We start from the raw sequence: 12,852 nt of genomic DNA, 5'->3' as shown, positions 1-12,852 counted from the left end.
CCAGCATGACTCGACCGACCCCCGGCGCCCGTTTCCGTGCCGCCCTCGAGGCCAACCGCCCGCTGCCCATCGTCGGCACCATCAATGCCTACACCGCCATGATGGCCGAGCGGGTCGGTCACCAGGCCATCTACCTCTCCGGGGGCGGGGTGGCCAACGCCTCCTTCGGCCTGCCGGACCTGGGCATGACCACCATGAACGACGTGGTGGAGGACGCCCACCGTATCTGCGGCGCCACCGAGCTGCCGCTGCTGGTGGATATCGATACCGGCTGGGGCGGCGCCTTCAATATCGCCCGCACCGTCAAGGAGATGCAGCGTGCCGGGGTGGCCGCCGTGCACCTGGAGGATCAGGTGGCCCAGAAGCGCTGCGGTCACCGCCCCAACAAGGCCATCGTCTCTCAGGCCGAGATGGTCGACCGGGTCAAGGCCGCCGCCGATGCGCGCCTCGACCCGGACTTTTACCTGATCGCCCGCACCGACGCCTTCCAGAAGGACGGCCTGGACGCCGCCATCGAGCGCTCCCAGGCCTGCATCGAGGCGGGCGCCGACGCCATCTTCGCCGAGGCGGTGCACACCCTGGACGACTACCGGGCCTTCTGCGAGCGGGTCGACGCGCCAATACTCGCCAATATCACCGAGTTCGGCGCCACGCCGCTGTTCAGCCAGCAGGAACTGGCCGAGGTGGGCTGCCGGATGGTGCTCTACCCGCTGTCCGCCTTCCGCGCCATGAACGCCGCGGCGCTGAAGGTCTACCAGAGCATCCTCGATACCGGCCACCAGCGCGAGGTGGTGGAGCTGATGCAGACCCGCGACGAGCTCTACGACTTCCTCAACTACCACGCCTTCGAGCAGAAGCTGGATGCCCTCTTCGCCGAGAAGGGCGGTGACGCCTGAGGCGTCCGGTTATCACAAGAACACGCCAGTTAAGGAGAGAGACCATGACAGATCAACCCGTCAGCACCGGCCTGCGTGGCCAGAGCGCCGGTTCCACCGCGCTCTGTACGGTCGGCAAGAGCGGCGCCGGCCTCACCTATCGCGGCTACGATATCCACGAGCTGGCCGAGAAGGCCAAGTTCGAGGAGGTCGCCTACCTGCTGCTCAAGGGCAAGCTGCCCAACCGGGCCGAGCTCGATGCCTATCTCGCCAAGCTCAAGAGGCTGCGCGGCCTGCCGCCGGCACTCAAGGCCGTGCTGGAACAGATCCCGGCCAGCGCCCACCCCATGGACGTGATGCGCACCGGCGCCTCCATGCTCGGCAACCTGGAGACCGAGGAGAGCTTCGATCAGCAGCAGGACGTCTCTGACCGCCTGCTGGCGGTGCTGCCCTCGATCATCTGCTACTGGTACCGCTTCAGCCATGACGGCGTGCGCATCGACACCGAGACCGACGACGACTCGGTGGGTGCGCACTTCCTGCACCTGCTGCGCGACGAGGCGCCCTCGGAGCTCCACGCCCGGGTGATGAACGTCTCGCTGATCCTCTACGCCGAACACGAGTTCAACGCCTCGACCTTCACCGCCCGGGTCTGTGCCTCGACCCTCTCCGATTTGCACTCCTGCGTCACCGGGGCCATCGGCTCGCTGCGCGGCCCGCTGCACGGTGGCGCCAACGAGGCGGCCATGGCGATGATCGAGCACTGGACCTCGCCCGACGAGGCCGAGCGCGAGATCCTCGGCATGCTCGAGCGAAAGGAGAAGATCATGGGCTTCGGCCATGCCATCTATCGCGAGTCCGACCCGCGCAACGCCATCATCAAGCAGTGGTCGAAAAAGCTCGCCGATGACGTGGGCGACACGGTGCTCTACCCGGTCTCCAAGCGGGTAGAGGCGGTGATGTGGCGCGAGAAGAAGCTGTTCTGCAATGCCGACTTCTTCCACGCCAGCGCCTACCACTTCATGGACATCCCCACCAAGCTGTTCACGCCGATCTTCGTCTGCTCGCGGGTCACCGGCTGGTGCGCCCATGTCTTCGAGCAGCGCGCCAACAACCGCATCATTCGCCCCAGCGCCGACTACGTCGGGCCGGAGCACAGCGAGTGGGTGCCGCTGGAGGAGCGCGACTGATTCAGCGTCGGGCCCGGGTGTGATGCCGATCATATCGGCGCTCCCCGGGCCACTCCTCCCGCCGTTCCCTTCTGGCCCACGCTTCTGACGCCCCACGGATGCCTGATCATGAATACCGAGTACCGCAAGCCGCTTCCCGGCACCGACCTGGACTACTTCGATGCGCGCGCCGCCGTCGAGGCGATCCGCCCCGGCGCCTATGACCGCCTTCCCTACACCTCCCGGGTGCTGGCCGAACAACTGGTGCGTCGCTGCGACCCCGAGGAACTCACCGAGGCCCTCAAGCAGCTGATCGAGCGCCGCCGCGACCTGGACTTCCCCTGGTACCCGGCGCGGGTGGTGTGTCATGACATCCTCGGCCAGACCGCACTCGTCGACCTGGCCGGGCTGCGCGACGCCATCGCCGAGCAGGGCGGTGACCCCGCCAAGGTCAACCCGGTGGTGCCGACTCAGTTGATCGTCGACCACTCGCTCGCCGTGGAGCACGCCGGCTTCGAGCCGGACGCCTTCGACAAGAACCGCGCCATCGAGGATCGCCGCAACGAGGATCGCTTCCACTTTATCGAGTGGACCAAGACCGCCTTCGAGAACGTCGACGTCATCCCCGCCGGCAACGGCATCATGCACCAGATCAACCTGGAGAAGATGTCGCCGGTGGTACAGGCCCGCCCCGATGAGACTGGCAAGCGCGTGGCCTACCCGGACACCTGCGTGGGTACCGACAGCCACACCCCGCATATCGACTGCCTGGGGGTGATCGCCATCGGCGTCGGCGGCCTGGAGGCCGAGACCGTGATGCTGGGCCGTCCCTCCATGATGCGCCTGCCGGATATCGTCGGCGTGGCACTGACCGGCCAGCGTCAGCCGGGCATCACCGCCACCGATATCGTCCTGGCGATCACCGAGTTCCTGCGCCAGGAGCGGGTGGTCGGGGCCTACCTGGAGTTCTTCGGCGAGGGGGCTCGGAGCCTGACTATCGGCGACCGCGCCACCATCTCCAATATGACGCCGGAGTATGGTGCCTCCGCGGCGATGTTCTATATCGACGAGCAGACCCTCGACTACCTGACGCTCACCGGCCGCGAGCCGGAGCAGGTCGCGCTGGTCGAGACCTACGCCAAACAGACCGGCCTGTGGGCCGACAGCCTGAGCGAGGCTCAGTACGAGCGGGTGCTGACCTTCGATCTGTCCAGCGTCGAGCGCAACCTGGCCGGCCCCTCCAACCCCCATCGCCGGCTGCCCACCAGCGCCCTGGTCGAGCGCGGTATCGCCGTGGACCTGGACCGCGCACTGGCCGAGGAGCGGGAGGGCAGGATGCCCGATGGCGCGGTAATCATCGCCGCCATCACCAGCTGCACCAACACCTCCAACCCGCGCAACGTGGTGGCCGCGGGCCTCTTGGCCAAGAAGGCCAACGAATTGGGCCTGGTGCGCAAGCCCTGGGTGAAGTCGTCGTTTGCGCCGGGCTCCAAGGTCGCGCGTCTCTACCTGGAAGAAGCGGGCCTGCTGCCCGAGCTGGAGAAGCTCGGCTTCGGTATCGTCGCCTACGCCTGCACCACCTGTAACGGCATGTCCGGGGCGCTCGATCCGGCGATCCAGCAGGAGATCATCGACCGCGACCTCTACGCCACCGCGGTGCTCTCCGGTAACCGCAACTTCGACGGCCGCATCCACCCCTACGCCAAGCAGGCCTTCCTGGCCTCGCCGCCGCTGGTGGTGGCCTACGCCATCGCCGGCACCGTGCGCTTCGATATCGAGCAGGACGTGCTCGGCCATGACCCCGACGGCAACCCGGTGACCCTCAAGGAGCTCTGGCCCTCCGACGAGGAGATCGACGCCATCGTCAATGAGTTCGTCAAGCCGGAGCAGTTCCAGCGGGTCTATATCCCGATGTTCGACCTGGGGGCGGTGGACGCGGCCGAGAGCCCGCTCTATGACTGGCGTCCGCAGAGCACCTATATCCGTCGTCCGCCCTACTGGGAAGGCACCATGGCGGCGGTGCGCGGGCTCAAGGGCATGCGGCCCCTGGCGATCCTCCCGGACAACATCACCACCGACCACCTGTCGCCGTCGAATGCCATCATGAGGGACAGCGCGGCGGGGGAGTACCTGCACCAGATGGGCCTGCCGGAGGAGGACTTCAACTCCTATGCGACCCACCGGGGCGATCACCTCACCGCCCAGCGGGCGACCCTGGCCAACCCCAAGCTGTTCAACGAGATGGTCCGCGACGAGGCCGGCGAGGTGATCCAGGGGTCGCTGGCGCGCATCGAGCCGGAAGGCGAGGTGATGCGCATGTGGGAGGCGATCGAGACCTACATGAACCGCAAGCAGCCGCTGATCGTCATCGCCGGCGCCGATTACGGCCAGGGCTCGTCCCGGGACTGGGCGGCCAAGGGCGTGGCGCTCGCCGGGGTCGAGGCCATCGTCGCCGAAGGCTTCGAGCGCATCCACCGCACCAACCTGATCGGCATGGGCGTGATGCCGCTGCAGTTCGAGGGGGGCACCACCCGCCATACCCTGCGGCTCGACGGTACCGAGACCTATGACGTGGAGGGGACGCCGGCGCCCCGCGCCAGGCTCGAGTTGGTGATCCATCGCCAGACCGGCGAGGTCGATCGGGTGCCGGTGATCTGTCGCCTGGATACCGCCGAGGAGGTCTCCGTCTACTCCGCCGGCGGTGTGCTGCAGCGCTTCGCCAAGGACTTCCTGGAAGGGGTAGAGAGTGAGGGGGTGAGCGCATGAGCCAGGCAGCCCAGACTCATGGTGCACAGCTCCGCATTCCCGCCACCTATCTGCGCGGCGGCACCAGCAAGGGCGTCTTCTTCCGGCTCGATGACCTGCCGGAAGCCGCTCGGGTGCCCGGGGAGGCGCGGGATCGCCTGCTGCTGCGGGTGATCGGCAGCCCCGACCCCTACGGCAAGCAGATCGACGGCATGGGCGGCGCCACCTCCAGCACCAGCAAGACGGTGATCCTCTCCCAAAGCGAGCGTCCCGACCACGATGTGGACTACCTCTTCGGTCAGGTGGCCATCGACAAGGCCTTCGTCGACTGGAGCGGCAACTGCGGCAACCTCTCCGCCGCCGTGGGCCCCTTCGCCGTGGCCAACGGCCTGGTGGACCCGGCACGTATTCCCGATAACGGCGTGGCGGAGGTGCGCATCTGGCAGGCCAATATCGGCAAGACCATCGTCTGCCGGGTGCCGATCACCAACGGTCGGGTGCAGGAGAGCGGCGACTTCGAGCTCGACGGCGTGACCTTTCCCGCCGCCGAGGTGCCGGTGGCCTTCAAGGACCCGGCGGACGGGGAGGGCGCCATCTTCCCTACCGGTAACCCGGTCGATGACCTGGAGGTGCCGATCGAGGTGGTGGAGGGGGGCGTCCTCAAGGCGACCCTGATCAATGCCGGTATCCCGACCATCTTTATCAATGCCGCCGATATCGGTTATGCCGGTACCGAATTGCAGGAGGCGATCAATGGCGACCCGGCGGCGCTGGCGCGCTTCGAGACGATCCGCGCCCATGGGGCGGTGAAGATGGGCCTGATCGCCGACCTCAGTGAGGCGGCCAATCGCCAGCACACCCCCAAGGTGGCCTTCGTGGCGCCGCCCGCGGATTACCTCGCCTCCAGCGGCAAGGCGGTGAAGGCGGAGGAGATCGACCTGCTGGTGCGGGCACTCTCCATGGGCAAGCTGCACCACGCCATGATGGGGACCGCGGCGGTGGCCATCGCCGCGGCGGCGGCCATCGAGGGCACCCTGGTCAACCGGGCCGCCGGCGGCGGCCAGCCCAACGCCGTCACCTTCGGCCACCCCTCCGGCACCCTGCGGGTGGGGGCCGAGGCGAGCCTCGAAGACGGGCGCTGGGTCATCGATCAGGCGGTGATGAGCCGCAGCGCCCGAGTGCTGATGGAGGGATGGGTGCGCGTGCCCGCGGACACCCTCTAACCCTTCTCGCTCCTCGCCAGTGCCTCCCTCACGCCCCGGCCGATGGCCGGGGCGTTTCCTATAGTGAGGGCAAACCCGTGGATTCCAGGAGGGCAGCATGACGACCACCGTGGAGGCCAATCGACGCCCGGACTATGACCCGGAGCTGCAGCGCATCGCCGATTATGTGCTGGACTACCGGATCGACAGCGAGGCGGCCTGGGAGACCGCGCGGCTGTGCCTGATGGATAGCCTGGGGTGTGCCCTGCTGGCGCTGCGCTTCCCGGAGTGTACCAAGCACCTGGGCCCCCTGGTGGAAGGCACCCTGGTCCCCCAGGGGGCGCGAGTGCCGGGGACCAGCCTGCGTCTCGACCCGGTCAAGGCGGCCTGGGATATCGGCTGCCTGGTGCGCTGGCTCGATTACAACGACACCTGGTTGGCGGCGGAGTGGGGGCATCCCTCCGATAACCTGGGGGCCATCCTGGCGGTGGCGGATCACCTCTCCCAGCGGCGCCTGGTCCGGGGCGAGGCACCGCTGGTCATGCGTGATGTCCTCGATGCCATGATCCGCGCCCACGAGGTCCAGGGCGTGCTGGCGCTGGAAAATGCCTTCAACCGGGTCGGCCTCGACCACGTCGTACTGGTCAAGGTGGCCTCCACGGCGGTGGCCGCCAGGCTGATGGGGGCCGATCGCGAGCAGATGCTCGCGGCGCTCTCCCACGCCTGGGTGGATGGCCAGAGCCTGCGCACCTACCGGCATGCGCCCAATGCCGGGTCCCGCAAGAGCTGGGCGGCGGGAGACGCCGCTTCGCGGGGCGTGCGCCTGGCGGATATCGCCCGGCGCGGCGAGATGGGCATTCCGGGGGCGCTTAGCGCGCCCCAGTGGGGCTTCTATGACGTGCTGTTCAGCAAGACCAACCGGGATCAGGCCCTCAAGCCCGAAGACGCGCGTCGCTTTTCCCTTCCCCGGGAGTTCGGCAGCTATGTGATGGAGCGGGTCCTCTTCAAGCTCAGCTTCCCGGCGGAGTTCCATGCCCAGACCGCCTGCGAGGCGGCGGTGGCCCTGCATCCCCAGGTGAAGGGTCGCTTCGAGGAGATCGAGCGCATCGTCATCACCACCCAGGAGTCGGCGATTCGCATCATCTCCAAGTCCGGGGCGCTGGCCAACCCCGCCGATCGGGATCACTGCCTGCAGTATATGGTGGCGGTCCCCCTGATTTTCGGCGAGCTCAGTGCCGAGCATTACGAGGATGCCTTCCATGCCGCCCACCCGCTGATCGATGAGCTGCGCGAGCGGATGGAGGTGGTGGAGGAGCCTCGCTATAGCCGCGACTACCTGGATCCCGACAAGCGTTCCATCGCCAATGCCGTCCAGGTGTTCTTCGCCGATGGCTCCGCCACCCAGCCGGTGGCCGTGGAATATCCCATCGGGCACCGCAGGCGACGAGCCGAAGGCGTACCGGCCCTGGAGGCCAAGTTCCGGCACCAACTGGCCACGCGTTTTCCACCCCGACGCTGCGAGCAATTGATGGCCCTGTGTCGAGATCAGGAGCAACTGGAGGCCATGTCGGTCCCCCATTTCATGGATCTCTGGATGATCTAATGACGGATCTTGATGTGCGTCATGGTCGATATCGCCAGCCTGTTCTATATTTTTATGGATGGGGGCTTGCAGGGCCCCGGGGAAATCCGTAAAGTACGCATCCGCTGCCGGCGACGGACATCGTCACCGGCGGCAATGAGTGGCAAAAGTGCTTGTTTCTGTTGGGGTTTTCGAAACCCTCTCGCGAAAATCGAGATTGACAGAGCGGCCGGATGCGGTAGAATGCATCGCCACACCGACCGGCCCGTCGCCGGCTCGGATGACCGCAGGTCGCTGCTTCGCAGCCCGCCTCGGGGTCGCCGAGCAGGGCTTGACAGCAGCGGCCGAATCGGTAGAATATCGCTTCCTCGCAGCGGCGTCGCAACAGCGACCGAAGCGAGACGCTCCACTCTTTTAGAGAGCCCGGAGCCGCTCTTTAACAATCGATCAGGTAATTCATGTGGGCGCTTGTCGGTGAGGCGGTGAGAAGTCACCAAATCATCAAGGCAAGCGACTCGTCAAAGATCTTCGGGTCTTTTTGAGAACGTTTGAACCTTGAGCCAAGTTTGGTTCGCTTTTGTTGCCTTCGGGTGACAAGTAAGAACCACAATGATTTTAAACTGAAGAGTTTGATCATGGCTCAGATTGAACGCTGGCGGCAGGCCTAACACATGCAAGTCGAGCGGAAACGATGGGAGCTTGCTTCCAGGCGTCGAGCGGCGGACGGGTGAGTAATGCATAGGAATCTGCCCGATAGTGGGGGATAACGTGGGGAAACTCACGCTAATACCGCATACGTCCTACGGGAGAAAGCAGGGGATCTTCGGACCTTGCGCTATCGGATGAGCCTATGTCGGATTAGCTAGTTGGTGAGGTAACGGCTCACCAAGGCGACGATCCGTAGCTGGTCTGAGAGGATGATCAGCCACACTGGGACTGAGACACGGCCCAGACTCCTACGGGAGGCAGCAGTGGGGAATATTGGACAATGGGGGAAACCCTGATCCAGCCATGCCGCGTGTGTGAAGAAGGCCTTCGGGTTGTAAAGCACTTTCAGCGAGGAAGAAGGCCTGAGGGCTAATACCCTTCAGGAAGGACATCACTCGCAGAAGAAGCACCGGCTAACTCCGTGCCAGCAGCCGCGGTAATACGGAGGGTGCGAGCGTTAATCGGAATTACTGGGCGTAAAGCGCGCGTAGGTGGCTTGATAAGCCGGTTGTGAAAGCCCCGGGCTCAACCTGGGAACGGCATCCGGAACTGTCAGGCTAGAGTGCAGGAGAGGAAGGTAGAATTCCCGGTGTAGCGGTGAAATGCGTAGAGATCGGGAGGAATACCAGTGGCGAAGGCGGCCTTCTGGACTGACACTGACACTGAGGTGCGAAAGCGTGGGTAGCAAACAGGATTAGATACCCTGGTAGTCCACGCCGTAAACGATGTCGACTAGCCGTTGGGTTCCTTGAGAACTTTGTGGCGCAGTTAACGCGATAAGTCGACCGCCTGGGGAGTACGGCCGCAAGGTTAAAACTCAAATGAATTGACGGGGGCCCGCACAAGCGGTGGAGCATGTGGTTTAATTCGATGCAACGCGAAGAACCTTACCTACCCTTGACATCGTGCGAACTTTCCAGAGATGGATTGGTGCCTTCGGGAACGCACAGACAGGTGCTGCATGGCTGTCGTCAGCTCGTGTTGTGAAATGTTGGGTTAAGTCCCGTAACGAGCGCAACCCTTGTCCCTATTTGCCAGCGATTCGGTCGGGAACTCTAGGGAGACTGCCGGTGACAAACCGGAGGAAGGTGGGGACGACGTCAAGTCATCATGGCCCTTACGGGTAGGGCTACACACGTGCTACAATGGTCGGTACAAAGGGTTGCGATACCGCGAGGTGGAGCTAATCCCATAAAGCCGGTCTCAGTCCGGATCGGAGTCTGCAACTCGACTCCGTGAAGTCGGAATCGCTAGTAATCGTGAATCAGAATGTCACGGTGAATACGTTCCCGGGCCTTGTACACACCGCCCGTCACACCATGGGAGTGGACTGCACCAGAAGTGGTTAGCTTAACCTTCGGGGGAGCGATCACCACGGTGTGGTTCATGACTGGGGTGAAGTCGTAACAAGGTAGCCGTAGGGGAACCTGCGGCTGGATCACCTCCTTAAACGACGACTGCCGCCTGCCGGCAAGTGCTCACATGAATTGCCTGATTGTTTCAGAGCAAGTGCTCTTTAAAAATATGAATCATGCTGACAAATTGAAGATACGTCTCAAGCGTATCCGGCAATTATCGTACCAATCGCGACCAGACCCCTTCGGGTTATATGGTCAAGCGATTAAGCGCATACGGTGGATGCCTTGGCAGCCAGAGGCGATGAAGGACGTTGTAGCCTGCGATAAGGTTCGGTGAGGTGGCAAACAACCTGTGACCCGGACATTTCCGAATGGGGAAACCCACTCATCACAAGATGAGTATCCTGCACTGAATCCATAGGTGCAGGAGGCGAACCGGGGGAACTGAAACATCTAAGTACCCCGAGGAAAAGAAATCAACCGAGATTCCCCAAGTAGCGGCGAGCGAACGGGGACCAGCCCTTAAGCTGGTGACTGGTTAGGCGAACGCGTTGGGAAACGCGACCATAGTGGGTGATAGTCCCGTAGCCGAAAACCTGATCCAGTGAAATCGAGTAGGTCGGGGCACGTGAAACCTTGACTGAAGACGGGGGGACCATCCTCCAAGGCTAAATACTCCTGGCTGACCGATAGTGAACCAGTACCGTGAGGGAAAGGCGAAAAGAACCCCGGAGAGGGGAGTGAAATAGATCCTGAAACCGTATGCGTACAAGCAGTGGGAGCAGACTCGTTCTGTGACCGCGTACCTTTTGTATAATGGGTCAGCGACTTATATTCAGTGGCGAGCTTAACCGTATAGGGGAGGCGTAGGGAAACCGAGTCTTAACTGGGCGACCAGTCGCTGGATATAGACCCGAAACCGGGCGATCTATCCATGAGCAGGTTGAAGGTTGAGTAACATCAACTGGAGGACCGAACCAGGATCTGTTGAAAAAGATTTGGATGACTTGTGGATCGGAGTGAAAGGCTAATCAAGCCCGGAGATAGCTGGTTCTCCTCGAAAGCTATTTAGGTAGCGCCTCACGTATCACCGCCGGGGGTAGAGCACTGTTTCGGCTAGGGGGCCATCCCGGCTTACCAACCCGAGGCAAACTCCGAATACCGGTGAGTGCAGCGTGGGAGACACACGGCGGGTGCTAACGTCCGTCGTGAAAAGGGAAACAACCCAGACCGTCAGCTAAGGCCCCAAAATCCTGGTTAAGTGGGAAACGATGTGGGAAGGCTTAGACAGCTAGGAGGTTGGCTTAGAAGCAGCCATCCTTTAAAGAAAGCGTAATAGCTCACTAGTCGAGTCGGCCTGCGCGGAAGATGTAACGGGGCTCAAACCAGGTGCCGAAGCTACGGGTTCGTCGAATGACGAGCGGTAGAGGAGCGTCGTGTAAGCCGATGAAGGTGGGTTGAGAAGCCCGCTGGAGGTATCACGAGTGCGAATGCTGACATGAGTAACGATAAGGGGAGTGAAAAACTCCCCCGCCGGAAGACCAAGGGTTTCTGTTCGACGCTAATCGGAGCAGAGTGAGTCGGCCCCTAAGGCGAGGCCGAAAGGCGTAGTCGATGGGAAACGGGTCAATATTCCCGTACCTCACAGAATTGCGATGGGGGGACGAAGAAGGCTAGGTGAGCCAGGCGTTGGTTGTCCTGGTGAAAGTCAGTAGGCCGAGATCTTAGGCAAATCCGGGATCTCAAGGCCGAGAGACGAGACGAACAGACTACGGTCTGGAAGTCATTGATGCCACGCTTCCAGGAAAAGCCTCTAAGCTTCAGATTCTGTGAGACCGTACCCCAAACCGACACAGGTGGTCAGGTAGAGAATACCAAGGCGCTTGAGAGAACTCGGGTGAAGGAACTAGGCAAAATGGTGCCGTAACTTCGGGAGAAGGCACGCCGGCGTAGTGTGAACACCCCGCGGTGGAAGCACGAACCGGTCGAAGATACCAGGTGGCTGCAACTGTTTATTAAAAACACAGCACTCTGCAAACGCGCAAGCGGACGTATAGGGTGTGACGCCTGCCCGGTGCCGGAAGGTTAATTGATGGTGTTAGGCTCCGGCCGAAGCTCCTGATCGAAGCCCCGGTAAACGGCGGCCGTAACTATAACGGTCCTAAGGTAGCGAAATTCCTTGTCGGGTAAGTTCCGACCTGCACGAATGGCGTAATGATGGCCACACTGTCTCCACCCGAGACTCAGTGAAATTGAAATCGCAGTGAAGATGCTGTGTACCCGCGGCTAGACGGAAAGACCCCGTGAACCTTTACTATAGCTTCACACTGGACGCTGATGTTGCTTGTGTAGGATAGCTGGGAGGCTTGGAAACCCGGACGCCAGTTCGGGTGGAGCCAACCTTGAAATACCAGCCTGGCATCATTGGCGTTCTAACTCAGCCCCGTCATCCGGGGCGAGGACAGTGTGTGGTGGGTAGTTTGACTGGGGCGGTCTCCTCCCAAAGAGTAACGGAGGAGCACGAAGGTACCCTCAGCACGGTCGGAAATCGTGCATTGAGTGCAAGAGCATAAGGGTGCTTGACTGCGAGACAGACACGTCGAGCAGGTACGAAAGTAGGTTCTAGTGATCCGGTGGTTCTGTATGGAAGGGCCATCGCTCAACGGATAAAAGGTACTCCGGGGATAACAGGCTGATACCGCCCAAGAGTTCACATCGACGGCGGTGTTTGGCACCTCGATGTCGGCTCATCACATCCTGGGGCTGAAGTCGGTCCCAAGGGTATGGCTGTTCGCCATTTAAAGTGGTACGCGAGCTGGGTTTAGAACGTCGTGAGACAGTTCGGTCCCTATCTGCCGTGGGCGTCGGAAGTTTGAGAAGAGCTGCTCCTAGTACGAGAGGACCGGAGTGGACGCACCTCTGGTGTTCCGGTTGTCACGCCAGTGGCATTGCCGGGTAGCTATGTGCGGACAGGATAACCGCTGAAAGCATCTAAGCGGGAAGCCCCCTTCAAGATGAGACTTCCCTGAGGCCTTGCGCCTCCTAAAGGGTCCAGCAAGACTAGCTGGTTGATAGGTCGGGTGTGGAAGCGCTGCGAGGCGTTGAGCTAACCGATACTAATGGCCCGTGAGGCTTGACCATATAACCCCAAGGGGTTTGCGCGACAGGTACGCGCCGGATACGTGAGACGATCCTCAACAGCATGATTCATAA

Annotated in this window: 5 protein-coding genes and 2 rRNA genes; all 7 read left to right on the top strand. The window is 62.4% G+C overall.

The features are described 5' to 3' along the window. Positions 1–5: 5 nt before the first annotated feature. A complete protein-coding gene (prpB, locus tag ACZ5EF_RS12290) occupies positions 6–896 on the top strand; it encodes a methylisocitrate lyase (protein ID WP_346061861.1) in 891 nt (296 codons plus the stop codon). Positions 897–940: 44 nt separating this feature from the next. Beyond that, complete coding sequence (gene prpC, locus ACZ5EF_RS12285; RefSeq protein ID WP_346061860.1) at positions 941–2,065, top strand: bifunctional 2-methylcitrate synthase/citrate synthase; 1,125 nt, start codon at positions 941–943, stop codon at positions 2,063–2,065. A 108-nt stretch (positions 2,066–2,173) separates the two neighbouring features. Continuing rightward, positions 2,174–4,810, top strand: a complete 2,637-nt coding sequence (acnD, locus tag ACZ5EF_RS12280; RefSeq protein WP_346061859.1) for a Fe/S-dependent 2-methylisocitrate dehydratase AcnD — start codon at positions 2,174–2,176, stop codon at positions 4,808–4,810. Continuing rightward, positions 4,807–6,012, top strand: coding sequence for a 2-methylaconitate cis-trans isomerase PrpF (gene prpF / locus ACZ5EF_RS12275; RefSeq protein WP_346061858.1), 1,206 nt, complete (start codon positions 4,807–4,809; stop codon positions 6,010–6,012). The genes acnD and prpF overlap by 4 nt, the downstream gene beginning before the upstream one ends. A 97-nt stretch (positions 6,013–6,109) precedes the next feature. Continuing rightward, on the top strand, positions 6,110–7,594 hold the full coding sequence (prpD, locus tag ACZ5EF_RS12270) for a 2-methylcitrate dehydratase (protein ID WP_346061857.1): 1,485 nt from the start codon (positions 6,110–6,112) through the stop codon (positions 7,592–7,594). 596 nt (positions 7,595–8,190) lie between these two features. Continuing rightward, positions 8,191–9,730 (top strand): 16S ribosomal RNA (locus tag ACZ5EF_RS12265). 162 nt (positions 9,731–9,892) lie between these two features. Continuing rightward, positions 9,893–12,780 (top strand): 23S ribosomal RNA (locus tag ACZ5EF_RS12260). The 16S and 23S rRNA genes sit together here, the layout of an rRNA operon. Positions 12,781–12,852 lie beyond the last annotated feature (72 nt).

This window comes from Bisbaumannia salifodinae (assembly GCF_055388505.1).
This window is presented reverse-complemented; position numbering and strand designations above follow the sequence as displayed.